24 protein-coding genes and 1 riboswitch are annotated in these 25,209 nt (G+C 64.0%); of the genes, 13 read left to right on the forward strand and 11 right to left on the reverse strand.

The window, feature by feature from the left end:
- Positions 1-40: 40 nt before the first annotated feature.
- The 6 genes from FJ426_RS27545 (at position 41) to FJ426_RS27570 (ending at position 7,183) form a co-directional block, all read left to right on the forward strand.
- The gene (locus tag FJ426_RS27545; protein WP_140559315.1) at positions 41-982 is read left to right on the forward strand and encodes a D-ribose ABC transporter substrate-binding protein; all 942 of its coding nucleotides are present in this window, start codon (positions 41-43) and stop codon (positions 980-982) included.
- A 76-nt stretch (positions 983-1,058) separates the two neighbouring features.
- Entirely contained in the window at positions 1,059-1,703 is a 645-nt protein-coding gene (locus FJ426_RS27550) for a DUF2291 family protein (protein WP_140559314.1), read from the forward strand.
- Positions 1,700-3,247, forward strand: coding sequence for a sugar ABC transporter ATP-binding protein (locus FJ426_RS27555; protein WP_140559313.1), 1,548 nt, complete (start codon positions 1,700-1,702; stop codon positions 3,245-3,247). The genes FJ426_RS27550 and FJ426_RS27555 overlap by 4 nt, the downstream gene beginning before the upstream one ends.
- Complete coding sequence (locus FJ426_RS27560; RefSeq protein WP_140497803.1) at positions 3,247-4,311, forward strand: ABC transporter permease; 1,065 nt, start codon at positions 3,247-3,249, stop codon at positions 4,309-4,311. Before FJ426_RS27555 ends, FJ426_RS27560 begins: the two co-directional genes overlap by 1 nt.
- Positions 4,312-4,313: 2 nt before the next feature.
- Complete coding sequence (locus tag FJ426_RS27565; protein WP_140559312.1) at positions 4,314-5,348, forward strand: Gfo/Idh/MocA family oxidoreductase; 1,035 nt, start codon at positions 4,314-4,316, stop codon at positions 5,346-5,348.
- On the forward strand, positions 5,345-7,183 hold the full coding sequence (locus FJ426_RS27570; RefSeq protein WP_140559311.1) for a hypothetical protein: 1,839 nt from the start codon (positions 5,345-5,347) through the stop codon (positions 7,181-7,183). The genes FJ426_RS27565 and FJ426_RS27570 overlap by 4 nt, the downstream gene beginning before the upstream one ends.
- A gap of 2 nt (positions 7,184-7,185) precedes the next feature.
- Here the strand turns inward: FJ426_RS27570 and FJ426_RS27575 are convergent, their stop codons facing one another.
- On the reverse strand, positions 7,186-7,899 hold the full coding sequence (locus tag FJ426_RS27575) for a transcriptional regulator NanR (protein ID WP_140514647.1): 714 nt from the start codon (positions 7,897-7,899) through the stop codon (positions 7,186-7,188).
- A gap of 282 nt (positions 7,900-8,181) precedes the next feature.
- Between FJ426_RS27575 and oiaX the strand changes: the two genes are divergently transcribed.
- Together oiaX and FJ426_RS27585 are read left to right on the forward strand one after the other, a co-directional pair.
- Complete coding sequence (oiaX, locus tag FJ426_RS27580; RefSeq protein WP_140559310.1) at positions 8,182-9,432, forward strand: 3-oxo-isoapionate-4-phosphate decarboxylase OiaX; 1,251 nt, start codon at positions 8,182-8,184, stop codon at positions 9,430-9,432.
- A gap of 8 nt (positions 9,433-9,440) precedes the next feature.
- Positions 9,441-10,763: a four-carbon acid sugar kinase family protein gene (locus tag FJ426_RS27585; protein WP_140559309.1), complete on the forward strand. Its 1,323-nt coding sequence runs from the start codon at positions 9,441-9,443 to the stop codon at positions 10,761-10,763.
- A 58-nt stretch (positions 10,764-10,821) separates the two neighbouring features.
- On the opposite strand, the gene FJ426_RS27590 is transcribed toward FJ426_RS27585, so the two are convergent.
- Both FJ426_RS27590 and FJ426_RS27595 read right to left on the reverse strand, forming a co-directional pair.
- Positions 10,822-11,640, reverse strand: coding sequence for a methyltransferase domain-containing protein (locus tag FJ426_RS27590; RefSeq protein ID WP_140497791.1), 819 nt, complete (start codon positions 11,638-11,640; stop codon positions 10,822-10,824).
- Between the two features lie 148 nt (positions 11,641-11,788).
- Positions 11,789-12,328 (reverse strand): Lrp/AsnC family transcriptional regulator, encoded by a 540-nt coding sequence (locus FJ426_RS27595; protein WP_140497789.1) that lies wholly within the window; start codon positions 12,326-12,328, stop codon positions 11,789-11,791.
- 49 nt (positions 12,329-12,377) lie between these two features.
- Here FJ426_RS27595 and FJ426_RS27600 point away from each other — a divergent pair, with 49 nt between their 5' ends.
- The 4 genes from FJ426_RS27600 to dhaL all read left to right on the forward strand — a co-directional run bounded on the left by FJ426_RS27600 (position 12,378) and on the right by dhaL (position 16,111).
- A complete protein-coding gene (locus tag FJ426_RS27600; protein WP_140559308.1) occupies positions 12,378-13,568 on the forward strand; it encodes an MFS transporter in 1,191 nt (396 codons plus the stop codon).
- 59 nt (positions 13,569-13,627) lie between these two features.
- Positions 13,628-13,830, forward strand: a riboswitch (FMN riboswitch).
- 76 nt (positions 13,831-13,906) lie between these two features.
- Complete coding sequence (locus FJ426_RS27605; protein ID WP_140497787.1) at positions 13,907-14,380, forward strand: 6,7-dimethyl-8-ribityllumazine synthase; 474 nt, start codon at positions 13,907-13,909, stop codon at positions 14,378-14,380.
- Between the two features lie 77 nt (positions 14,381-14,457).
- Entirely contained in the window at positions 14,458-15,465 is a 1,008-nt protein-coding gene (locus FJ426_RS27610; RefSeq protein ID WP_140559307.1) for a dihydroxyacetone kinase subunit DhaK, read from the forward strand.
- A 10-nt stretch (positions 15,466-15,475) separates the two neighbouring features.
- Positions 15,476-16,111 (forward strand): dihydroxyacetone kinase subunit DhaL, encoded by a 636-nt coding sequence (dhaL, locus tag FJ426_RS27615; RefSeq protein WP_181167182.1) that lies wholly within the window; start codon positions 15,476-15,478, stop codon positions 16,109-16,111.
- On the opposite strand, the gene FJ426_RS27620 is transcribed toward dhaL, so the two are convergent.
- From FJ426_RS27620 to FJ426_RS27630, 3 genes are read right to left on the reverse strand one after another with little or no spacing between them, the layout of a single operon-like run.
- Positions 16,108-16,551, reverse strand: a complete 444-nt coding sequence (locus tag FJ426_RS27620; RefSeq protein WP_140520892.1) for an RpiB/LacA/LacB family sugar-phosphate isomerase — start codon at positions 16,549-16,551, stop codon at positions 16,108-16,110. The genes dhaL and FJ426_RS27620 overlap by 4 nt on opposite strands.
- Before the next feature lie 34 nt (positions 16,552-16,585).
- A complete protein-coding gene (locus tag FJ426_RS27625; protein WP_140559306.1) occupies positions 16,586-17,344 on the reverse strand; it encodes a triose-phosphate isomerase in 759 nt (252 codons plus the stop codon).
- An 18-nt stretch (positions 17,345-17,362) separates the two neighbouring features.
- Positions 17,363-18,133, reverse strand: coding sequence for a DeoR/GlpR family DNA-binding transcription regulator (locus FJ426_RS27630; protein ID WP_140520894.1), 771 nt, complete (start codon positions 18,131-18,133; stop codon positions 17,363-17,365).
- Positions 18,134-18,394: 261 nt separating this feature from the next.
- Here FJ426_RS27630 and fba point away from each other — a divergent pair, with 261 nt between their 5' ends.
- The gene (fba, locus tag FJ426_RS27635; protein ID WP_140559305.1) at positions 18,395-19,459 is read left to right on the forward strand and encodes a class II fructose-bisphosphate aldolase; all 1,065 of its coding nucleotides are present in this window, start codon (positions 18,395-18,397) and stop codon (positions 19,457-19,459) included.
- Positions 19,460-19,480: 21 nt separating this feature from the next.
- On the opposite strand, the gene FJ426_RS27640 is transcribed toward fba, so the two are convergent.
- From FJ426_RS27640 to FJ426_RS27660, 5 genes are all read right to left on the reverse strand, one after another.
- Positions 19,481-20,272 (reverse strand): amino acid racemase, encoded by a 792-nt coding sequence (locus FJ426_RS27640; protein ID WP_140559304.1) that lies wholly within the window; start codon positions 20,270-20,272, stop codon positions 19,481-19,483.
- Positions 20,269-21,567, reverse strand: coding sequence for a cation:dicarboxylase symporter family transporter (locus FJ426_RS27645; protein ID WP_246675621.1), 1,299 nt, complete (start codon positions 21,565-21,567; stop codon positions 20,269-20,271). The genes FJ426_RS27640 and FJ426_RS27645 overlap by 4 nt, the downstream gene beginning before the upstream one ends.
- Before the next feature lie 65 nt (positions 21,568-21,632).
- Entirely contained in the window at positions 21,633-22,466 is an 834-nt protein-coding gene (locus FJ426_RS27650; protein WP_181172716.1) for a transporter substrate-binding domain-containing protein, read from the reverse strand.
- A 235-nt stretch (positions 22,467-22,701) separates the two neighbouring features.
- Positions 22,702-23,643, reverse strand: coding sequence for a TIM barrel protein (locus tag FJ426_RS27655; RefSeq protein ID WP_140559302.1), 942 nt, complete (start codon positions 23,641-23,643; stop codon positions 22,702-22,704).
- A gap of 48 nt (positions 23,644-23,691) precedes the next feature.
- Positions 23,692-25,209: a glycerol-3-phosphate dehydrogenase gene (locus tag FJ426_RS27660; RefSeq protein ID WP_140497769.1), complete on the reverse strand. Its 1,518-nt coding sequence runs from the start codon at positions 25,207-25,209 to the stop codon at positions 23,692-23,694.

Genomic DNA, 25,209 nt, shown 5'->3' on the forward strand with positions numbered 1-25,209 from the left:
CTCGAAACGATCGAGGCATGGGTTTCAACGGGAGGACTTCATGAAACTGACACGTAGAATGACGCTTGCCGCCTTCGCAGGCGTGCTGGCACTCGGCACGGCGATGCCCGCCTACGCGGCGGATCTCATCGCCATCATCACCCCATCGCACGACAATCCCTTCTTCAAGGCGGAAGCCGTCGGCGCCGAAGCCAAGGCCAAGGAATTGGGCTACGAGGCGCTGGTGCTGGTGCATGACGACGACGCCAACAAGCAGTCCGAACTGATCGACACCGCGATCGGCCGAGGCGCGAAGGCGATCATCCTCGATAATGCCGGTGCCGACGCCACCGTCGCCGCCGTGCAGAAGGCCAAGGAGGCCGGCGTCCCCTCCTTCCTTATCGACCGCGAGATCAACGCCACCGGCGTCGCGGTGGCTCAGATCGTCTCCAACAACTACCAGGGCGCCCAGCTCGGCGCGCAGGAATTCGTCAAGCTGATGGGCGAGAAGGGGAATTTCGTGGAGCTGGTCGGCAAGGAATCCGACACCAATGCCGGCATCCGCTCCAAGGGCTATCACGACGTCATCGACGACTATCCGGACCTGAAGATGGTCGCGCAGCAATCGGCCAATTGGAGCCAGACCGAGGCCTATTCCAAGATGGAATCGATCCTGCAGGCCAATCCTGACATCAAGGGCGTCATCTCCGGCAACGACACGATGGCGATGGGCGCCTATGCGGCGCTTGCCGCGGCCGGCCGCAAGGACGTCATCGTCGTTGGCTTCGACGGATCGAACGACGTGCGCGATTCCATCACCTCGGGCGGCATCAAGGCGACGGTGCTGCAGCCGGCCTATGCCCAGGCGCAGATGGCGGTCGAACAGGCCAACGACTTCATCAAGAACAAGAAGTCGCCCGAGAAGGAAAAGCAGCTGATGGACTGCGTGCTCATCAATGGCGACAATGCCGCCAAGCTGGAAACCTTCGCGCTCAAGAACTGAGCCGGCGCAACGCGAACAGCGGGGGGCGAACCGAGGTTCGTCCCTCGCTCCTTTTCACCAGGATGCCTCGACCGCCATGCAGAAAAAGCCGAGTTGGCCGATCCTTGCCCTGACCGCCGGCATCGCGCTCAGCGCCTGCAAGATCCTTCCGACGCCATCGGCGCAAGGCGACGGCAATGCCTCCGCCTTCAACCCTGACAAGATGGTCGAGGACATCTGGGCGGCGAAAGTCATTCCCTATCTGCAGCAGAAGGCTGGACCGTTCGCCGAGGTCCATGCGCTGGCGAAGACCGATCCGGCCGCGGCCGGCGCCAAATACGGCAATCCGAAGAAGCAGGCGAATTCGCCATGGACGTTCGCCGTGCGCGTCGAGGGCAAGATCGTCGCGGCAAACACGCAGTCGCGCGCGGCCACCATCGATGTCGACGCCGACGGTGACGGCAAGGCGGACGCGCGCGTTCAGATCGGGCCGGCGATGCGCGGCACGGCACTGCGCGACAGCCTCGACTTCGTCCAGTTCAACGACTTCACCAACCAGATCGACTTCGCCCAGTTCGGCAAGGCTTTCAACGCCCATGCGGCCAAGACGGTGCTCTCCAAGCTGCCGCGCGAGGCGCTGGAAGGCCGCACCGCCAAGGTGCTCGGCGCCTATACGATCGAAGGCGGCCAGGACCTGCCGCTGGTGACGCCGTCTGAGGCCGAGATCGGGCCGAAGCCATGAGCCAGGCCAATGGCCATGACGTCATCCTCAAGCTGGAGGATGTCTCGAAAGTCTATGCCGGCACGGTCGCGGTCAAGCAGGCGAATTTCGAAGTGCGCAAGGGCGCGGTCAACGTGCTGGTCGGCGAAAACGGCGCCGGCAAGTCGACGCTGATGAAGATCATCGCCGGCGTCGAGCAGCCGACCGTAGGGCGCATCCTGCTCGAAGGCGAAGAGGTCTCTTTCTCGTCGTCGGGAGATGCGGTCGACCGCGGCATCGGCATGGTGTTCCAGGAGCTGAACCTGTTCGGCAACCTTTCGGTCGCCGAGAATATCTTCGCCACGCGCGAGATCACCAACCGCTTCCGCAAGATCGACCGCAAGGAACAGGAGCGCCGGGCCGGTGAATTCCTGGAGCGGCTGGAAGCCGGCATCCGGCCAGACATGCTGGTCGAGGATCTGCGCATCGGCCAGCAGCAACTGGTCGAGATCGCCAAGGCGGTTTCGCTCGACGCCAAGATCCTCATCATGGACGAGCCGACCTCGGCGCTGAGCGCCGCCGAAGTCGAGATCCTGTTCAAGGTGATCGCCGACCTCAAGGCGCGCGGCGTCGCCATCGTCTACATCTCGCACCGGCTGGAGGAACTGATTCGCATCGGCGACTACATCACCGTGCTGCGCGACGGCCGCATCACCGGCCAGGAGGAGATGAAAAACGTTGATACGCAGTGGATCGTGCGGCAGATGATCGGCTCGGACGCCAAGGACTTCGCCAAGGCCGACGGCCATGTGCCGGGCGCGGAAATCTTCCGCGCCGAGGAGATCTGCCTGCCACGCGTCACCGGCGGGCTGGCGGTCGACCACGTCTCGCTGTCGCTGCGCGCCGGCGAGATTCTCGGCATATACGGGCTGATGGGTGCGGGGCGCAGCGAGCTGTTCGACTGCATCATGGGCCGTCACGGCCATGCCAGCGGCAGGATATTCATCGCCGGAAAGCAGGTGAAGGAGCGCGACACGACGCGCCGCATCCAGCGAGGGCTGGCCTTGATCCCAGAGGACCGCCAGCGCGAGGGCCTGGTGTCGATCCTGTCGGTCGCCAGCAACCTGACGATGGCGAGCCTGTCGCGCTTCGTGCGCCTGTTTCACATCCGCGGCGGTGCCGAGCGGCAGGCTGTGATGCAGATGGTGCGGGAACTCGCAATCAAGGTCGCCGACCCGGCGCAGGAGGTCTCGTCGCTGTCGGGCGGCAACCAACAGAAGGTGGTGATCGGCAAGGCGCTGCTCACCGGACCGAAAGTGCTTCTGATGGACGAGCCCAGCCGCGGCATCGATGTCGGCGCCAAGGCCGATGTCTTCCGCACCATGCGCAAGCTTTCGCGCGACGGGCTGGGCATCCTGTTCGCCACCTCGGACCTCGACGAGGTGATGGCGCTGTCCGACCGCATCGCGGTGATGAGCAATGGCAGATTGACCGGCATGTTCGACCGCGCCGAAGCGACGGAGGCGGCGATCGTCGCCGCGTCGGCGCTGGGCCACGGACCGGCCGCACATGGGGAGCAACGCTGATGACTGACATTCCGGCCAAGGCTGCCGCTTCCTCCGCCTCCAGCGGCTCGGCGCTGCTGACGCTGATGAAGCTCAGAACCTTCATTGCGCTGATCGCCGTGCTGGTGTTCTTCTCGATCGCGGCGCCGAACTTCCTGTCGGCCGCCAATCTGATCCTGATGGCCAAGCACGTGGCGCTCAATGCCTTTCTCGCCATGGGCATGACCTTCGTCATCATCACCGGCGGCATCGACCTTTCGGTTGGCTCGATCGTCGGCCTGTGCGGCATGGTGGCCGGCTACCTCGTGCTCAACGGCATCGACCTGCAGATCGGCTACACCATCTATTTCAATGTCGTCGAGATCGCCTTGATCACGCTCGCGGTCGGCATGCTGATCGGCGCCGTCAACGGGCTGCTGATCACCAGGCTCAACGTCGCGCCCTTCATCGCCACGCTCGGCGTGCTCTATGTGGCGCGCGGCTTCGCGCTGCTTTCCTCCGACGGCCGCACTTTCCCCAATCTCGTCGGCAAGCCGGAACTCGGCACCACCGGCTTCGGCTTCCTGGGTGCCGGCCGGCTGCTCGGCCTGCCGGTCTCGATCTGGATCCTGATCGTGGTGGCGCTGGGGGCGGCCTATCTCGCCCGCTACACGCCGCTTGGCCGCCACATCTTCGCCGTCGGCGGCAATGAGCGCGCCGCGCGCATCTCGGGCGTGCGCGTTAATATGGTCAAGATGTTCGTCTACATGTTCTCCGGCTTCTGCGCGGCAATCGTCGGGCTGATCATCTCGTCGGAGCTGATGGCCTCGCATCCGGCGACGGGCGAGAGCTTTGAGCTCAACGCCATCGCCGCGGCGGTGCTTGGCGGCACTTCGATGTCGGGCGGCCGCGGCACGATCGGCGGCACCATCGTCGGCGCCTTCGTCATCGGCATCCTTTCGGACGGGCTGGTGATGATGGGCGTGAGCTCGTTCTGGCAGATGGTGATCAAGGGCCTCGTCATCATCGTCGCCGTCGTCGTCGACCAGGCGCAGCGCCGGCTGCAGCAGCGCGTTACCCTGATGCAGATGGCAAAGGCGGGCTGAGCATGGCGGAGTTGCGTGGAGCGCTGATCGGTTGCGGCTTCTTCGCCGTCAACCAGATGCATGCCTGGCGCGACATAGAGGGCGCCTCGATCGTCGCCATCTGCGACCGCGATCCGGAGCGGTTGCGGATCGTCGGCGACCAGTTCGGCGTGGCGCGGCGCTACACCGATGCGGCGGAACTTTTCACCGCCGAGACGCTCGACTTCGTCGACATCGCCACCACTGTCGGCAGCCATCGACCGCTGGTCGAGATGGCGGCCGCGCATGGTGTTCCCGTCATCTGCCAGAAGCCGTTCGCGTCGACGCTTGGCGATGCCAAGGCGATGGTCGCGGCCTGTGCCAAGGCCGGCGTGCCGCTTATGGTGCATGAGAACTTCCGCTGGCAGTCGCCGATCCAGGCGGTGCGCGCCCTGCTCGACAAGGGCGAGATCGGCACGCCGTTCTTCGGCCGCATCTCCTTCCGCTCCGGCTATGACGTGTTTTCCGGCCAGCCCTATCTGGCGACCGGAAAACGCTTCATCATCGAGGACCTCGGCATCCACATCCTCGACATCGCCCGCTTCCTGCTCGGCGACGTCACGAGCCTGACCGCGCGGACCACACGCATCAACCCCGCGATCGCCGGCGAGGATGTGGCGACGATGCTCATGGATCATGCCGGCGGCGCCACGTCGGTTGTCGATTGCAGCTATGCGACCAAGCTTGCCACCGAGCCGTTCCCGGAAACACTTATCGAGCTCGACGGCGTCGACGGCACGATCCGGCTGGCGCAGGGCTACCGGCTGACCGTCACCGGCAAGAGCGGAACCAGAGTGAGCGATGTCTCGCCGCCGCTCCTGCCCTGGGCCTCGCGGCCATGGCACAACATCCAGGAAAGCGTGCTGGCCATCCAGCGGCACTGGGTCGACTGCCTTGTCGGCGGCAAGGAGCCGGCGACCTCGGGCGCCGACAATCTGAAGACATTCGCCCTGGTCGAGGCCGCCTATGCGGGTGCTGCGAGCCGCGAACCGGTGCAGATCGAAGCCTTGCTGCAATGACGGCCGACGTGTTCGATCTTTACGGCACACGGGCGGCCGAAGCGGCACCGATCCTGCTGCAGGCGGGCGCGCTGAGTGCCGAGCTGGTCAATGGCAATCTGCGCACAATCCGGCATGCCGGCACCGAAGTGCTGCGCGCCATCGCCTATATCGTACGCGACCGCGACTGGGGCACTTATGAGCCGGAGCTGACGGACCTGACCATCGACCAGAAGGTCGACCGTTTCTCGGTAAGCTATGAGGCGAATTGCACCGGCCCGGGCGGCAGCAGCCTGCGCTTCCACGCGACGATCGAAGGCTCCGCCGACGGCAGGCTGGTCTTCGATGTGGCCGCACTGCCGGAGAGCGATTTCGAGACCAACCGCTGCGGCTTCTGCATCCTGCATCCGATCGCCGGCCTCGCCGGCAGCCCGGTGACGGTGGAGCACACCGATGGCAGGGTGGTGGACACGGAACTGCCTGATCTGATCGACCCATGGCAGCCCTTCAAGGACCTGCGTGCCATCACCCATGCAGTGCGTCCCGGCGTCAGCGCCGAATGCAGGATGGAAGGCGATACTTTCGAAATGGAGGACCAGCGCAACTGGTCGGACGCCTCCTACAAGACCTATGTGCGGCCGCTGGCCTTGCCGTGGCCCTATGTGCTGCCGGCCGGCGAACCGCTGCGCCAGACGGTGAGCCTGCGCCTCACCGGCAGCGCCGGGATGCCCGCCGCGACCGCGAGTGCCGAACCGGTCCGCATCGAACTCGGCGAGACCGGGCCGAGGCTGCCCGATGTCGGCGTGATCGTCTATCCCGAGGACGTCGAGGCAACGCTGGCCGAACTGCCGATGCTCGCAAGGCTCGGTCCGCAGCAACTCCTGTTCCACTTCGATCCGACGCGCGGCCACGGCCTGGACGCGCTGCGCGCCCATGCCCGGCTCGCCGCGGCGCATCCCGCCTCGACCACGCTCGAATGCGTGGTGGCCTGCACGGGCGACCTCGATGCCGAATTCTCCGATGTCGCCGATATGGTGCGCCGGGTCGGCCTGCGGCTCGATGCGGTTGCCGTCTCGCCTTCGGTCGACCGCCAGTCGACGCCGCCGGGCAGCGCCTGGCCGGCATGCCCGCCGCTGGAAGAAATCTATGCCGCGGCGCGGCGCGCCTTTCCCGGGATCCGCCTCGGCGGCGGCATGTTCAGCTATTTCACCGAGCTCAACCGTAAGCGCGTGCCCGCCGACCAACTCGATTTCGTCACGCACTGCACCTGTCCGATCGTTCACGCCGCCGACGATCTCAGCGTCATGCAATCGCTGGAGGCGCTGCCCTTCATCACCCGGTCGACCCGGGCGATCTTCGGCGACAAGCCTTACCGGATCGGCCCGTCGACCATTGCCATGCGACAGAACCCCTATGGCGGCGCGACCAAGGACAATTTTGCCGGCCAACGCATTGCCATGGCGAACCGTGATCCCCGCCATGCCGCGCAGTTTGCCGCCGCCTGGACCATTGGCTATGCCGCGCGCGTCGCGCCGGCCGGGCTGGAGATGCTGACACTGTCCAGCATCACCGGACCATTCGGCGTGCTGGCCGCATCCGGCGAACCTGTCGCCGAGGGATCGCCGCGGCCGATTTTCCGGGCCGTCCAAGGGCTTTGCGAACTGGCTGGGCTCGCGCATGTTGCCGCGAAAACAAGCGACGAGACGCGTGTTGCGGCGCTGGCCGGTCGCGCCGCCTCGGGCGACATTGTCGTCTGGCTGGCGAACCTGACGGCGAACGACGTCCCGGTTGATGTTTCGGCACTGGGTCAGGGCCATCTTACGATGTCGCCCTACGCCATTGTCCGGGTTGGCTAGAGCTACTTATCGGAATTCATCACATAGAGCGCACGCGAGCGTTCGAGATGCTTGATCATCGCCTTTTCGGCGCCGTCGGCATCACGGTGCTCAATGCGGTCGATGATCTCCTCATGCTCGGTAAGCGTGTATTGTTCCTTGCCGGTCCAGATCAGCATCTCGGTGTGGTATTCCTTCAGCCAGCCGAGCGTGGCTTCGCTGACTGCGACATAGATCGGATTGCCCGATATCGCCGATATCTGGGTGTGGAACTTCATGTCGGCGGAGATGAAGGCTTCGGAATCACCGCGCGCGGCGCGCTGCTCGGCCACCGTTGCCCTGAGCCGCTGCACATCCTCGGCGGTCGCCTTTTCCGCGGCTTCCCTGACCATGCCGCGCTCGAAGAAGATGCGCGCCGTCTTCAGGTGCTCCAGCGTGTCCCTCGATGAAGACAGGATGATCTTGGCCGCGCCGTCGACCTGCTTGATGATCGATTTGGCGGTTAGTTGCAGCACCTTGGCGCGCTCGCCATGCGAGATGGCGACCAGTCCCATATTGCTCAGCGCCTGCATGGCCTCGCGGATCGCCGGCCGGCCGACCTCGAAGCGCTCCATCAACTCGCGTTCGGACGGCATGTCGTCGCCCGGCTGCAGCTCGCCGCTGGTGATCAGCCGCTTCAGCCTTGCAAAGACTTCGTCGGAAAGTTTGCGCCGGACGATCGGCTCCGAACGGTTCATCGTGACGAATCACTCCCTGGCCCGGTTCCTGTTTAGCATTCCAGGCAGGATTACCGGAATGCCTGCGCCTGGAGCGGTCCCGCGATTTCATGCAATCGCCAAGCCGCGCCAGCTGTTTGTTCCAGGCATTCCGAACGAAAAACGCCGCTCATTTCCCGGAATTGCCGAAGCCGGCCCTCTTGCCGAAGTCGGGATATTGCTTGCAATACTTAGGTACTCATTATACCAGATTTCCTGCGCGACAAAACTTTTTTCGAACCCTTTTCGAGCGGCCGACAGACCATGATCACGCTTACCTATCGCATCGAAACCTCTGGCAGCATCGAAGCGCTGGCGGCCAAGATCGCGAGCGACCAGTCGACCGGCACCTTCGTCCCACTGCCCGGCGAGACCGAGGAATTAAAGGCGCGTGTGGCGGCTCGTGTGCTGGCGATCAGGCCCCTGCCCGATGCCGAGCAGCCGTCGCTTCCCGGATCCGGGAACGGCCCCTTCCGGCGCGCCGATGTCGATATCGGCTTCCCGTTCGACGCCATCGGCACCGACCTGTCGGCGCTGATGACGATCGCCATCAGCGGCACCTATTCGATCAGGGGCCTGTCCGGTATCCGGGTCATCGACATGAAGCTGCCGGAACAATACCGGGGCGCCCATCCCGGCCCGCAATTCGGCGTTGCCGGCAGCCGCAGGCTGACCGGGGTCGAGGGCCGTCCCATCATCGGCACCATCGTCAAGCCGGCGCTTGGCCTCAGGCCGCACGAGACAGCCGCGATGGTGGGCGAACTGATCGAAGCCGGCGTCGATTTCATCAAGGACGACGAGAAGCTGATGAGCCCGGCCTATTCGCCGCTCGCTGAGCGGGTGAAGGCGATCATGCCGCTGATCCGTGACCACGAGCAAAAGACCGGCAAGAAAGTAATGTACGCCTTCGGAATCTCGCATGCCGATCCCGACGAGATGATGCGCAACCACGATCTGGTGCTCGAAGCCGGCGGCAATTGCGCGGTCGTCAACATCAACTCCATCGGATTCGGCGGCATGGCTTTCCTCAGGAAGCGCTCCGGGCTGGTGCTGCATGCGCACCGCAATGGCTGGGACATTCTCACCCGCCATCCCGGCCTCGGCATGGATTTCAAGGTATGGCAGCAATTCTGGCGGCTGCTCGGCGTCGACCAGTTCCAGATCAACGGCATCGGCTCGAAATACTGGGAGTCGGACGATTCTTTCATCCGCTCCTTCGAAGCGGTGACCACGCCGCTGTTTTCATCAGACGATTGCGCGCTGCCCGTGGCCTGCTCCGGCCAATGGGGCGGCCAGGCGCCCGAGACCTATGAGCGCACCGGCCGCACGGTCAATCTCCTCTATCTCTGCGGCGGCGGCATCGTCAGCCATCCGGACGGGCCCGGCGCCGGCGTGCGCGCGGTGCTGCAAGCGTGGCAGGCCGCAGTCGAGGGCATTGCTCTCGACGAATTCGCGCGCGACCATGCCGAGCTGGCACGCTCGATCGAGAAATTCAGCGACGGCAAGGCGGCCTGAGCGAAGCCATGCAGAACCTGCTCCTGAGCTACTATGGCGACGACCTCACCGGCTCGACCGACGTCATGGAGGCGCTCGAGCTCGGCGGCGTGCCGACGGTGCTGTTCATGCGTCGGCCCGACGAGCGCCTGCTGGCGCGATTTGCCGATTGCCGGGCCGTTGGACTGGCCGGCACCAGCCGAAGCGAAACGCCGCGATGGATGGAGGAAAATCTGGCGCCGGCCTTCGAATGGCTGAAAGGCCTCGAAGCGGCGGTCTGCCATTACAAGATCTGTTCGACCTTCGATTCCAGTCCGACGGTCGGCAATATCGGCCGCGCTATCGAGATCGGCCGGCGCATCTTCGGCCAGAGCAGCGTGCCTATGGTCGTCGGCGCGCCGCAGCTCAAGCGCTACACGGCCTTCGGCAATCTTTTCGCGGCGTTCCGCGGCGAGTATTTCCGCATCGACAGGCATCCGGTGATGAGCAGGCATCCGGTGACGCCGATGAACGAAGCAGACCTGCTCGTGCATCTCTCGCGCCAGACCAGTCTCAGCTCCGGCCTTGTCGACCTGGCTGCATTGCAGACCGACGATCTCGCGCAAACGGTCGACCAGGCCGTGCAAAACAGGGCGATCATCCTGTTTGATGTCGAAAGCCGCCAGACACAGAGACGCGTCGGCGAACAGATCTGGCGCATCCATGACCAAGGCCATGGCTTCGTCGTCGGATCCTCGGGCGTCGAATATGCCTTGCTTGCCGAATGGGCCGGCAAAGGCATTGCCTCCGGGCAGGCGTCGTTCGCGCCGCCGGGACCGGTAGACCGCCTCGCGGTGGTCTCGGGCAGCGTGTCGCCGACCACCGAAAAGCAGATCCGCCACGCCCTTGCCCACGGTTTCGACGGCGTCGAGATGGATGCCATGCAACTGGTCACGGAGGGCGCCAAGGAGGCAATCGAGCGCGCCGTCGCGAGCGGATTGGCAAGCCTGGCTGCGGGGCGCAGCGTCATCCTCTACACTGCGCTTGGCCCACAGGCCGACCGTGGCGCCGAGATCGACCGGATCGAAGGTGCGCGAAACACGCTCGGGCGAGCGCTGGGAACAATCCTGCGCCGGTTAATCGTGGAACAGAAACTCAAGCGCGCGGTGATCGCCGGTGGCGACACCTCCAGTCACGCGCTCGGACAATTGGCCATCGACGCGCTGACCGTGCGCATGCCGTTGCCGCAATCGCCGGGATCACCGCTCTGTGTCGCCCATGGCGGCGGTGCGATCGATGGACTCGAAATCGCGCTCAAGGGCGGCCAGGTCGGCACCGACGCCTATTTCGAGACGATCCGGCTGGGAAGCTAGACGTTTGTTTTTGCGCAATTCCGGACGGAAAACCGTACACACTTTTCCTGGAATTGCTCTAAGCCGTTGCCATGATGACGTGGGCCTGAATTTTGGCGGCCACCGCGCCGCTGCCATGTCTGTCTGCAATCGCGGATGCGGCGTAGTCGGTCGCGGCTTGCAGCTTCCCTGCCTCCCGGGCCTCGATTTCGGTGCGAAGCACAGTTCCCTGGCAATAAGCGACGGCGGGAAGGCGCGGCGAGGATGCACGGCTTTGTTCGGCTCTCGTCTCGATCATCACAGGAGAAAAGCCAGCCTCCTCCAGCTCGCGACGGATCACTGCCTTGTCGTGGTAGCCATGCGGCGTGCGTGCCAGAAAGCGCGGCGGATCGTCGGGGAAGATCCTTGCGAGAGCATTCGTCACATCATCGGCAAAGACGTTCTCCTCGATGCGATCCCATACGCTGAACAGGAAATGTCCGCCCGGCCTCAGGACACGCCTGGCTTCGCGGTAGGCAGATGGCCGGTCGGGAAAGAACATCGCACCGAACTGACAGCAGACGAGGTCGAAGGCCGCATCTTCAAACGGCAGCGCCAAGGCGTCCGCCCGACGCCATGTGATGCGACCGTCGGGAGGTTGTCGCGAAGCGGCGTAGTCGAGCATCGGCTGGTTGAGGTCGGTTACGGTATAGCTTGCGCCGGGAGACAATTTCGGCGCCAATGCTCGGGTAACGACCCCGGTGCCGGCGGCCGTCTCCAAAACCGCGGCGGGCGACAGGGACGCTGCTCGCGCTACAAGATCCGCAGCGAACGGCTCGAAAATCAACGGCACCATATAGCGGTCGTAGTTTTCCGGTATGGAGCCAGCGAATACCTTGTCCGTTTCCAGCGTTGCCATCACCCGCCCTCTGCCTAGAGGCTCGGGAGATTAGCATATCATTGCTTGTTTTGCGCCGTTTTCGGCGGAGGCGGCGAGTCCAGCTCCAAATCAAAGAGATAAAGCATGACGTCGTCCGAAAACCGCTTCGCGCTTATGGCATCAGGCCTTAGTACAGGGGCTCGGCCATGTGCCTGGGCGCCGGCCACTGCGTCGTGACGCCGGGCTGAACCGGCCGCTCGAGATAGGTCGACAGCACCACGTAGCTGCGCGTCGAGGTGACGCCGGGTGTCTCGTAGAGGCGCGACAGCAGGCCTTCGAGCGCCCGCGTGTCCTCCGTGCGGACCTTCAGCAGCATGCAGGTGTCGCCGGCAACCGTGTGGATCTCCTCGACCTCCGGATATTGCGAAACCGCCATCAGCTCCGGCGTCTTGCCCCAGCCCTTGGTGTCGATATGCACGAATGCCAGCAGCGGCTTCTTGACCGCCTTGGGGTCGATGATGGCAGCCGTGCCGCGAATGGCGCCGCTGCGCCGAAGGCGCTTGACGCGCTCATGCGCGGCGGGCGGCGAGAGGCCGACACGATCGCCAAGCTCAGCATAGCTGACCGTGGCGTCGTCGACGAGAACGCCTAATATCTTTCTGTCGATCGCGTCGAGATCGCGGGGCGCCGGCCTGTTCTGCGGAATGCCATTTGTTTCTTCGTCCATAGTGGAAATTCCCGATTGTAGCCGAATAAAATACGGCCATTATGAATATATGTCGAACAGCGATCAAGCAGCAACCCTGGGTGCGAATGCCCGGCCGCCCATCCCGGCGCTGGCCTATCTCTTGACCGGATGCATCGCCGTCATCGGCTCGAACTCCCTGGTGCTGGGTCCGATTGCTCCCGCCGTGGCCGTGTCGTTCGCGACCAGCGTGCCTGTCGTCATGATGGCGGCCGCCGCGTTCGGCCTCGGCACCTCGGCGAGCGCCTTGTTCCTGGCGCGCTACATCGACCGGGTCGGCGCGCGCCGGATCCTTCAGGCGGCCTTGCTGCTGCTGGCGTTGGCGCTTGTCGCAAGCGCTGCGGCGCCGACGGTGACGGCGCTGGTCGCCGCGCAGCTTCTCGCCGGCGTCGCCGCCGGCGTCGCCATGCCGGCAATCTATGCCAGCTCCGCGGCGATTGCCCCACCTGGACGGGAAAGCGGGACGATCGGCGTTGTGCTGACCGGATGGACGCTGAGCATGGTGGCCGGCGTTTCGCTGTCGGCGGTGCTTGCCGATCTCGTGCACTGGCGGGCCGTCTTCGCCGCCGTGGCGCTGCTGGCGGCGCTGGCGCTTGGCAGCCTTACCGCGTCGTCACTCCCGGATGTCAGAAAGGCCGGCCCGGCGCCGGCGCCGCTCGAGGCGCTCGGCATTCCCGGCATCGTGCCGCTTCTGATCGCCTGCGGCGCCTTCATGACCGCCTTCTATGGTGTCTATGGCTATCTTGGCGACCATCTGCACAGCGGGCTGGGTCAGCCGGTCAGCGCCAACGGCCTGGCCGCACTCGCCTATGGCGCCGGGTTCGGCACGGCGGCGCTCTTCGACGGCATCATCGATCGCCTGGGGGCTCGCCGCGTCATGCCCTTCGCTTACCTGCTCGTCGCCATCGTCTATGTCGCGATCGCCGCGACAAGCAACAGCTATGGCATGATGCTCGCCATGGTGGCGGCTTGGGGTCTCGCCAATCACTTCGGTCTGAACGTGCTGGTGATGCGTCTGTCGGCGCTCGATCCGTCACGGCGCGGCACGATCATGGGCCTGAACAGCGCGGTGACATATCTGGCGGTCTTTGTCGGCACCACCGGCTTCGGGCCGCTATATTCGGATTTCGGCTTTGCCGCATCGGCAATGGTGGCGGCGTTGCTGATGCTGGTCGCGGCTTCGGCCGCCGCCTGGCGCACGCGCCAGCCACACAGGACGTGATGGGCCACCAGCCCGCGCGCGGTTGACAGCGGCGCCCCTGCCCTTCCATACAAAGCCGTTAATGTTCTCAGGGCGGGGTGAAAGTCCCCACCGGCGGTAAGGACTCCTGATTGCGCATGATTTCTTTCCGAAAACCGGTCCGGTTTTCGGGGTCATGCGCGGGACCCAAGCCCGCGAGCGCTTTCCGGCAAAACCGGAAGGGTCAGCAGATCCGGTGTGATTCCGGAGCCGACGGTTACAGTCCGGATGGAAGAGAACGAAACGGAAGACGGACCGCCCCGGCGGCCGGTTTTCGTATCGTGCGTCCTGATTCTGGTTCGAAACGGAAGGATGGACCCATGAATCAGCATTCCCACAAAGACTATGAAACGACCCGCGTTGCCGTTGTCAGGGCGCGCTGGCACGCGGATATCGTCGACCAGTGTGTCGCTGCCTTCGAGGCGGAGCTTGCTGCACTGGGCGACGGCCGCTTTGCCGTCGAAATCTTCGACGTGCCCGGCGCCTACGAGATCCCGCTGCACGCCAAGACATTGGCCGAGACGGGTCGCTACGCCGCGATCCTCGGCGCTGCCTTCGTCGTCAATGGCGGCATCTACCGGCACGAATTCGTCGCCGGCGCGGTCATCGACGGCATGATGAATGTGCAGTTGACGACCGGCGTGCCGGTGCTTTCGGCGGTACTGACGCCGCACAATTACCACGACAGCTCCGAGCACCACCGCTTCTTCCTCGAGCACTTCCAGGTAAAGGGCAAGGAAGCGGCCGGCGCATGCCTCCAGATTCTGGCGGCGCGAAGGCACATCGCCGCCTGAAACAGCCGAGAGCGGGGTGGAAATCGCGGTAACAGCCTGTAGTATCTCGGGAAAATGCCGAGTTCGGGAGGATGCCGGTGCAGACCAAGAAGATCATCAATGACGGCAACCGTGCCGTCGACGAGATGCTAGAGGGGATTCTGGCCGCGCATCCCAGCCATCTCAGGAGCGCGGACGGCAGCCCGCGCTCGATCATCGCCCGCAACGGACCGCGTCCCGGCAAGGTCGGGCTCGTCGTCGGCGGCGGCTCCGGCCATGAGCCGACCTTTCTCGGTTTTGTCGGCAAGGGCCTGGCGGATGCGGCGGCGATTGGCAATGTCTTTGCCTCGCCGCCACCCGATCCCATCCTTGAATGCGCCAAGGCGGCGAACGGCGGCGCGGGCGTCCTGTTCACGTACGGCAACTATGCCGGAGACGTGATGAATTTCGACATGGCGGCCGAAATGGCCGCCATGGACGACATTGAGGTGCGCACGGTGCTGACCACCGACGATGTCGCCTCGGCACCGCGCGACCAGCGGCAGAAGCGTCGCGGCGTCGCCGGCAATTTCTTCGTCTTCAAGGCGGCCGGCGCGGCCTGTGACCGCATGCTCTCCTTCGACGAATGCGAGCGCATGGCGCGCAAGGCCAACGACCATACCTTCACCATGGGCGTGGCGCTGTCGCCCTGCTCGCTGCCGCAGACCCGGCGGCCGAATTTCGAGATCGGCGCCGACGAGATGGAGATCGGCATGGGCATCCATGGCGAGCCGGGCATCGCGCGCGGCAAGCTCGGGACCGCCGACGAGATCACCGACGAGATGCTGGACAAGATCCTCGCCGAGATGGCGCCTTCGCCTGGCGACAAGGTTGCGGTGCTGGTCAATTCGCTGGGCTCGACACCGTTGATGGAGCTCTACATCATGAACCGTCGTGTCAAACAGCGTCTCGACGACATCGGCGTTTCCATCCATGCGACCTGGGTCGGCGATTACTGCACGTCGCTCGAAATGGCCGGCGCCTCGGTGACGCTGTTCCATCTCGATGGCGAGTTGCAGACCATGCTCGACCATCCGTGCGACTGCGCCATGTTCCGCGCCGGCTGAGGAGTGATCCGTGAGCATCGATAGCGCTGACCTGAAGAGAATGTTCGATGCGATCGCGGTGGCGATCGAAGCCGACAAGGACCGGCTCTGCCACCTCGACGGCGTCATCGGCGACGCCGATCACGGTATCGCCATGGCGCTCGGCTTCAACGCAGTGCGCGACGCGCTGGCGCCACTCGACCTGGCGGCGACCGAGCCGACCGCGCTTCTCAACATGGCGGCTAAATCGTTCCTCAACGCGGTCGGTGCGTCGTCTGGCCCGCTCTATGCCACCGCCTTCATGCGCGCCGCCGCTGCCGTCAAGGGCAAGACCACGCTGGCGGATGCGGATGTCGTCGCGCTGTTCCAGGCGATGGCGCAAGGCATGCGCGATCGCGGCAAGGCCGAGATCGGCGAGAAGACGATGATCGACGCCTGGCTGCCGGCGGCGGAAGCAGCCGGCGCCAGCAATGCGGCGGGAAAAGGCCTTGCCGAAAGCCTTGATGCGGCAGTGAACGCGGCGCGCCGGGGGGCCGAGGCGACCAAGGACATGATCGCCGCCAAGGGCCGCTCCTCGCGGCTCGGCGAACGCTCGCTCGGCCATATCGACCCCGGCGCCGCCTCGGCTGTGACCGTCATCGAGGCGTTGCGCGAAAGCCTGGCTTAGGCCTGCTTCGCTTCATCGAGCTTGTTGATCGCCTGGACATTGCCGGCCGACGGGCCCTTCTCGTCGAACTCCGAGGCCAACCAGGTATCGACGATCGCCTTGGCGAGTTCCGGGCCGATGACGCGGGCGCCCATGGTGATGATCTGCGCGTTGTTGGATTTGGCCGCGCGCTCGGCGGAATAGGTGTCGTGGGTGAGTGCCGCCCGGATGCCAGGCACCTTGTTGGCCGAGATCGAGACGCCGATGCCGGTGCCGCAGAACAGGATGCCGCGGTCGTTCTCGCCGTCGATGATCGTCTGCGCGAGCTTTTGTGACAGGTCGGCATAAAAGCCGGCCTGGCTGAGATCGCTGACGGCAAGTCCGGGCTTCGTCGCCAAATGTGCGGCGATGACATCGAGCAGCGGCTTGCCGGCGCTGTCGGCTCCAATGGCTATTTTCATGGTCGTATCCTTCCTTGAATGAGATTTCGTTCGTTCAGATCGCCGCCGAGGCGCGCCTGAGGATGTCGAGATAGCCCTCCGCCTGCCAGGCCGAGCGGCCGATAAAGAGGCCGTCGATGCTGGGCTGGCCGATCAGCTCGGCCGCGTTGCCGGGATTGACGCTGCCGCCATAGAGCACCGGCGGGATGGACGGCAGCAGGCCGCCGGCCACTTTCTTGATCAGCGCCTGCTGTTTTTCGGCATAGGCGGAGCTGGCCGGAATACCCTTGTCGCCGATCGCCCAGACCGGCTCATAGGCAAACAGGATTTTTGCCGCCTTCGCCTCGCCTTCGAGGAACAGCAGCGCACCCTCGACCTGGCCGGTCAACACCGCATCCGCCTTGCCGTTTTCGCGCTCCGCCAGCGTCTCGCCGACGCAGATCAGCGGTATCAGTCCGTGCTTGACGGCGGCCGCCGTCTTCAGACCGACGGTGCGATCGGTTTCGCCGAAATGCTCGCGCCGTTCGCTGTGGCCGAGTTCGACCAGATCGAGGCCGCAGTCGCTCAGCATCAGCGGCGAGATCTCGCCGGTCCAGGCGCCGGCATCGGCCCAGTGCATGTTCTGGGCACCGACCTTGACCCGCGTCGACGACAGCGCCTGCTTGACCTCGCGCACCGCCGTGAACGGCGGGATGACGAAAGGCTGGATGCGCTCGTCGAAGCCTGGCACGAAGCCGGCCAATGCCCCGGCGAAATCCAGCGCCTCGGCGAGCGTCTTGTTCATCTTCCAGCTTGTACCGACCCAATAAACCACGCCTGCGCTCCTTGATCCTCAATCCTTGTTGGCGACCACCGTCAGCGAAACGCCGGCGGCATCCAGTGCGGCGCGCATTCCGGGCTCGGGCGCGCGACCGGTGAAGACGGCATCGAACGCCTCGAGTTCGGTCAGGAAATGCAGCGCCGTGCGGCCGAACTTGCCGTGATCGACCAGAAGGTATTTGCGGGTCGCTGCTTCCATCATCAGCCGCTTGATCTGCACCACCTCCTGGTCCTGGTGGAAAGCGGAGGCGCCGTGGATAGCCGATGACGACAGGAAGGCGACGTCCGCGCGCAGCGATCTCAGCGAAGCCTCGGCAAGCAGTCCGAAGAAGCCGTGGAACTTCTTGCTATACTGGCCGCCGAGCGCAATCAGGTCGATGCCCCCGGCGCCGGCCAGGTCCTGGATGACGGCCAGATTGTTGGAGATCACCGTCAGCGGCCTGAAATCGGCGAGATGCCGTGCGATGCCGCCAGCCGTCGAGCCGTCGTCGATGATGACAGTCTGGCCGGGTTCGATCATCGCCACGGCGGCCGCCGCAAGGCGCTGCTTTTCCCCTGTCGCCTGCTTCTGCCGGTAGCGAAAATCGCTTTCGAAGAGACCGCTCGGCTGGATCGAAGCGCCGCCACGCACCTTGCGCAGGAAACCGCTCTCCTCAAGGTCGTCGAGATCACGATGCACCGTCATCCTGGAGACGCCAAAGCGTGAGGCAAGATCGTCGACGCTCGCCGCGCCGACGTCCATCAGAAAGTCCATGATGCCTTGACGCCTGTTATCGCTCTTCATCGCCGATGTCCGCTAACCGACGCTGGCTCCTCGATAAAGGTAACATATTTCTTCCTGAAACTATCATGATTTTTGTGATAATGAGATATTTTCCTGGGACATTCCCGTGGCTTTCATCACGACCCTGTAACAAGAATTGCTGCCGGGACAGTGTCTGACGGTTGCGGTTGCAGGGAAATCCGGCCAGAAGCATCGGTGGGCTGGACGATGCGCGGACAGCCCGCAACCACAGGTTCGAAACCAGATACGGGAGACTATTCGTTGGCTCGCATCACACTGAGACAATTGCTCGATCACGCCGCCGAATACGGCTATGGCGTGCCGGCCTTTAACATGAACAACATGGAACAGGGCCTCGCCATCATGGAGGCGGCGGAAGAGACCAAGTCGCCGGTCATCCTGCAGGCAAGCCGCGGTGCGCGTGCCTATGCCAATGACGTGGTGCTGGCCAAGCTGATCGATGCGCTGGTGGAGATCCATCCCGACATCCCGGTCTGCATGCATCTCGACCACGGCAACAACGAAGCCACCTGCGTCACCGCGATCCAACATGGTTTCACCTCGGTAATGATGGATGGATCACTCAAGGAGGACGGCAAGTCGCCGGCCGACTACGCGTATAATTCGGGCATCACCAAGCGCGTTGTCGACATGGCGCATTGGGGCGGCGTTTCGGTCGAGGGCGAGATCGGCGTGCTGGGCTCGCTGGAGAGCGGCGGCGGCGAGCAGGAGGACGGCCACGGCATTGAAGGCGCGATCAGCCACGACCAATTGCTCACCGATCCGGTGCAGGCCGAGCAGTTCGTGCGCGACACCCATGTCGACGCGCTGGCGGTTGCCATGGGCACCAGCCACGGCGCCTATAAATTCTCGCGCAAGCCGGATGGCGCGGTGCTGGCGATGAACGTCATCGAGGAAATCCACCGCCGCCTGCCGAACATGCACCTGGTCATGCATGGTTCGTCCTCGGTGCCAGAGGATCTGCAGGAGATCATCAACAAATATGGCGGGCAGATGAAGCCGACCTGGGGCGTGCCGGTGGAAGAGATCCAGCGCGGAATCAAGCATGGCGTGCGCAAGATCAACATCGACACCGACAACCGCATGGCGCTGACCGGCGCGATCCGCAAGGTGCTGACGGAAAATCCCTCGGAATTCGACCCGCGCAAATATCTGACGCCGGCGATGGCGGCGATGAGGAAGCTGTGCAAGGAGCGTTTCGAGCAGTTCGGCACCGCCGGCAACGCGCCGAAGATCAAGCCGCTGCCGGTCTCGGAAATGGCCAAGCGTTACAAAGCGGGCAGCCTCGATCCGAAATTCGGCTAAACGACCAGTTCCCGGAGCGGTTCAGTGTTGGATAGAACCGCCGAACCGCTCCAGCTCTTTACGGGATGAGAACACCGGCCGAGGTCGCGGAACGTCCTGCGCGGCGAAGCCCAACCGTGTCAAACAGGCTCGCGCCAAGGCTGCATTGCTGTCGATGACGACCAATCCGTTCGTAGGGTTGAGGCTGGCGGCCACCACCGACAGTTCGGTGCAGCCGAGAACGGCCGTATCGGCGCCGGCCGATCGCGCGATTTCAAGCGCGCGCTCGGTTTCGCTCGCCGCCTCCGCGATCGAACCACCCTTGACCAGGCCGATCGCGCTATCGACGCGGCCCTGGAATTCCGTGACGGCGGGAAAGCAGAGCTCAAATCCCGCCGCCGACATCCTGTCCCGATAGAAGCCGGAGACCAGCGTGCCCTGCGTGGCGAGGATCGTAACCTTGCCTCGGCTCAGGCTACGATGGGTTTCAGCCACGACCGCGTCGGCGATATGGATGATCCGCGCCTGCGAGCTCGCCGCCAGCTGCTCATACCAATGATGGGCGGTGTTGCACGGCATCGCGATACAGGCAACGCCGAGCGCATTGAGCGTCGAGACCGCGGCTTTCAAAGACGGCAACGGACCGTCATGGCCGGCAAGGATCGCCTCGGTCCTGTCAGGCAGCTGAGGCACGCTGAGGATGACGGCGGGCACATGCTCATTGTCCCGGAACGCCTGGGTCATTCGGGTCAGCTTGAAGTAGAAGTCAGCCGATGCCAACGGCCCGAGACCGCCGATGACGCCGAGCTGGAGGCTGACGCCATGGTCGATCATCGGACGGGCTCGGCTTCGAGCTGTTCCGACGCCGCTTCGACAGGCTGCGTCGTCTCCCTGTGGCTGGGCGCGATCATTGCGGTGCTCGCCGCCACGGTGCAGACGCTGGACAGCGTCATGAACGTGTCGACGGCCGCGTCGACCGCGACGAACAGGGCGAACGCCGCCTCGAAGGGAATCTTCAGGTAGCCACAGACGATCGACATCTGGGACAGGATGAGCAGGCTGCCCATGCCGCCAGTCGTCAGCGCGAGAAGCGCCGAGGTGATGCCGACGAGCAGGAGGTCGGGGATTGCCAGGGGACGGCCGTAGAGCTGAGCGATGAAAAGAACACCCGACGTGTAAAGCAGCGCCGGGCCTGTCCGCAGCAATGCCGCCTGCAGCGGCACGAGCAGTTCGACGACCACAAGGCTGAACCGCAGACGCTCGCTCAGCAGGTTTATGACCCACGGAAGCGAGGCGACGGTAGAGCGCGTGGTGATGGCTACCATGAGAAGGGGCTGACAGGTCTTGATCGTGGCCCAGTAGCTTCGCCGAGAGCGGATGGCGATAACGCCAAATGCGCCGGCGATGAATGTGAGGCAGGAAAGACCCATCACCAGCAGATAACCGCCCATCAGCGTGAGCGGCTTGGTTCCGGTCGACGCGGTCTGATCCGCGATCAGGATGAAGGTTGCAAACGGCAATCCCCAGATGAACCAGTTGGTAAGGACCGTGCAGGCCCGGTAAACCGCGTTCAGCGCCTGAGACAGGCTCATGGACGAAGGCTGGGGAATCTTGCCCATCGCGAGCCCGAAAAGCAGGCAGAACAGCAGGACCTGGATGGTTTGACCGGAGGCCAGCGCGCTGAAGACGTTGTTCGGCACAAGATCGAGCAGTATCGAATGCCCGTTGTCGGAGCCTTCATTGGGTGGCGGTTGATAGGGGAATGCGAGATCGGTGGATACGCTACCCTGCGAATTGATGAACTCGCCAAGCTCGATGCGCGATTGAGGATTCTCGATCTGGCCCGGCTGAAGGACAAGCGAGTAGGTGCCACTCACCAATACGCTCAGGAACGACACGACCAGCACCGCCATACCCACCCGGCCAAGGTAACGGACCGAGTTCGGATCCTGAACCATCGACATGATCGAGAAGATGACCGACGAGACCAAGTAGGGCAGGACGACCATCTTGAGGAAATTCAGGTAGAGCTGCGCCACAGGGCTGATCGCATGGGCAAATGCTGGATAATAGAGGCCGCAAAGGATTCCCGCCCCGATCATCGCAATCGTCGTCGCGGGCGAGCGCAATATGCGCCTCGCCGCCAGGCGCCAATCGAAAGCCAAGGGTCCGGCTGCTTCCGTGACGGCCATCGTCAGGCTTTGCTCCCCAACCGGTAGCGCGCGATGATCTCGTCAGTGTTGAGAACCTGCTGACCGCGCGCGAGATCGAGGTAAAGGTCGATAAACGCCGCGAGATGCGGATTGTCCGGTCGCACACCGATTGCGATCGTGTCTACCTTGTCGGTCAGCGTGATCGAGCGCGCGGCGACCGTCATCGACGGATCGTCGACCATCAGCTTCTTGATCTCGAAATCGTCGCGATACGCCATGTCGATCGTCCCATCGCGGATCGCATCGACAACCATGTCCCAGCCTGCAAAACGATAAACTTGTGCATGCGGGAAGGTCGTCGCCGCATAGGTTGCGAATGAAGAGCCCTCGATCACGCCGAGATCGCCCGAGAAATCGCGGATGATCTGCTCGGGTGGTTTGCCTTGCGCGATGCGCGCCAGGTTGAGGCGATTGGCGATGAGGCCTTGGTGCAGCATGGCATAGGGCCGGGAATAGAGGATTGAGCGGCCACGGCGAAGGGTTCGGCTGAGCTTGCCGATGGCTATGTCCGCCTGGCCGGAAGTCAGCTGTTTCACCATGCCGTCGAACGTTGCGGCGGATCGGTCGAACACCGGCTCGACGCCAAGCTCCGCTGCTATGCCGCGGGCCAGTTCCATGTCTATGCCGCTGTTCCCCGATCCATCGGCCGGGAAGAATGGATCGGAGGCAAAGGCCGGCATTGCAATGCGCAGCGCATTGTCGCCGACGACAGGAGCGATCTCCGCCTGCTGTCCTGGAGTATTGGCCGCCCGAGCTTGCGCGACCAGCAAGCCGACGCTTCCGGCCGTGAGCAGCGTGCGACGTGTAACCGACATGCGGATTCTCCAGTTCGCGAGGGAAGCCGGACAAACAAATCGGACCAATTCGCAGTATGCATGGCGAAGTTAAACAAAAGTATCTTTCGCATTGTACTTTTATAGCAATCAACGATGCAGGCTGCCGCAATACTCGCATTATCTAATATATCTGGGATATCTGATTGCTTCGCTGGCGGGCCAACCGGTTGGACCGCCAACAGGCGCGAGTGGCATCGGCTCCCCACTCCGACCTCTACCCGTTTTTCGGCAGCAGGTCAGGCCTGCCCGTGTCGATAAAGGGCGCCCAGTAGTCGACCGATTCGCGGATCATGGCGACCACCTGGTGGTCGACCGGTTCGCGCTCGCGAAACGACAGTTCGAGGCAGATCTCGTTGTCGGTGCCGCCGCCGCGCCGCACCGTCTCCAGCAGCTTTTCAGGCGTGATGCGGCCGTCCCTGTTGTGAGCCGCGGTGAACGGCCAATGGCCACCCTTGTTCATCGACGATTGCTTGATGTGGATGATCGGCGACTTCCTGGGGAAAGCCTCGGCCCAGGCATAGGGATCGATATCGGCCGGGTTGCTGGAGGTGACGTCGCCATGGTCGATGTCGACCATCATCTCCAGCGGAATGGCCATCCCGGCCGCGTCGATCGCATTCTGCAGCAGCCTGCAATTCTCGATCGTGTGGCCGAACTCGCGGCCGACCGACATCGGCTCCCAGAACAGGTAGTTAAGCCCGGCCGCGCGGGCGTGTTCGGCGACCTCGCGCCAGCATTCCAGTGCAATGTCGAACAGGCGCGCGCGGCGCGCGGGATCATCATAATCGCGATGGGTGAAGATCGCGAATTGGGTACCCATGCCGCCGGCGCCAAGCTCGGCCGAGATGTCGGCAAAGGTCTTGAACCAGCCGACATAGTAGCGGCGCACGTCCGCGTCTGGATGGCCGAAATGGTTGAGCCGGCCGTAAGGACCGGTCATGCCCGAGGTCACGCGCACGCCCGTGCGGGAGAGTGCGCCACGAAACAGGCGGACGAATTTCACGATCGTCGCCGCTGGCCAGCCCGGATTGACGAATTCATGCGTGAGCTGAATGTCCCTGATGCCGATGTCGTAGGCGATGGTATCGACCAGGTCGTCAGGCTCGGCAAAGCGGTTGACCAGCGGATTGGTGTTGAGGGAGAGCGTGAATGCCACGATCGCGATCCTCTCAGCCCTGTCGCGCTACATTGGCGATGATTGCCATCACCCTGCCCTCGCCAGCCGGCTCGCGCACCAGTGTTCGAAAGCCGATCTCTCCTCGGCGGAAAGATGCAGGCCGTGCTTGGTGCGCCGTTCGAGAATGTCGGCCGGTGTCTCAGCCCATTCCTGCTCGAACAGGTAACTGGCCTCGCGCTCGAAGAAATCCTTGCCGAAGCATCGCCCGAGTTCCGCGAGCGAACGGGCCGCGCCGACCAGAAGACGTGTCCTGGTGCCGTAGAGCCGGCCGTAGTGCTTGAGCAGCGATGCAGGCATCCATGGATACTCCCGCCCGAGATCGCCTAGAAACTGTTCGAAATCGGCATTGGCGATGTCGCCGCCAGGCAGATGGGCCTTCGCCGTCCAGGGCTTGCCCATCCGGGGGAAGAACGGAGCGATCCTGTCCAGCGCATGCTCGGCGAGCTTGCGGAAGGTGGTGATCTTGCCGCCGAAGACGGACAGCAGCGGCGCCTCAGCATCCGGCGCGTCGAGTTCGAAAATATAGTCGCGGGTCACGGCGCTCGGGTTGTCGGCATTGTCGTCATAGAGCGGCCTGACGCCGGAGAACGAATAGACGACATCGCCGCGCGCGAGGCCGCGCTTGAAATAGCGGTTGACCACCCTGATCAGGTATTCGATCTCGCTCTCATCCGCCGCCACGTCCTCGGGTCGGCCGTCATAGGGAATGTCGGTGGTGCCGATCAAGGCGAGATCGCCCTGATAAGGATTGATGAAGATCACCCGCTTGTCGCTGTTCTGAATGAGGTAAGCTTGGCGGCCCTCCCAGAATTTGGGCACGACGATATGGCTGCCCTTGACCAGGCGGACATTGCGCGTCGAGTTCTGGCCAGCAACGCGGTTGATGATGTCGTTGACCCAAGGGCCGGCGGCATTGACCAGCGCCCGCGCCCGCACGGTGGTTTTCACGCCGGTCTTGCCGTCGCGCATCTCCACCGACCAGAGGCCGCCTTCCCGGCGTGCGGCGGTGCAGGCGGTTCGGGTGAAGATCTTCGCTCCGCGCTCGCGCGCATCCAGCGCATTGATCAGCACGAGACGGGCGTCGTCGACCCAGCAATCGGAATATTCGAAACCGCGCTTGAACTCGTCCTTGATCGGCGCGCCCTCGGGCGCGGTGCGCAGGTCGAGCGTGCGGGTGGCCGGCAGCCGCTTGCGGCCGCCGAGATGGTCGTAGAGGAACAGGCCGAGCCGCACCAGCCAGGCCGGCCGGTCGTCAGGACTGTGCGGCAGCACGAAGCGCATCGGCCAGATGATGTGCGGTGCCGATTCCAGGAGTACCTCGCGCTCGATCAGCGCCTCGCGCACCAGGCGGAACTCGTAATATTCGAGGTAGCGCAGGCCGCCATGGACGAGCTTGCCCGATCGCGAACTGGTGCCTTCCGCCAGATCGTCCTTTTCGCACAGGATGACGGAGAGGCCGCGGCCTGCCGCATCGCGGGCTATGCCGGCGCCGTTGACGCCGCCGCCGATGACGAAAAGGTCGACGATTTCGGGTCCGCCGCTCAT

It is taken from the genome of Mesorhizobium sp. B2-6-4, assembly GCF_006441495.1.
Lineage (GTDB): Bacteria > Pseudomonadota > Alphaproteobacteria > Rhizobiales > Rhizobiaceae > Mesorhizobium.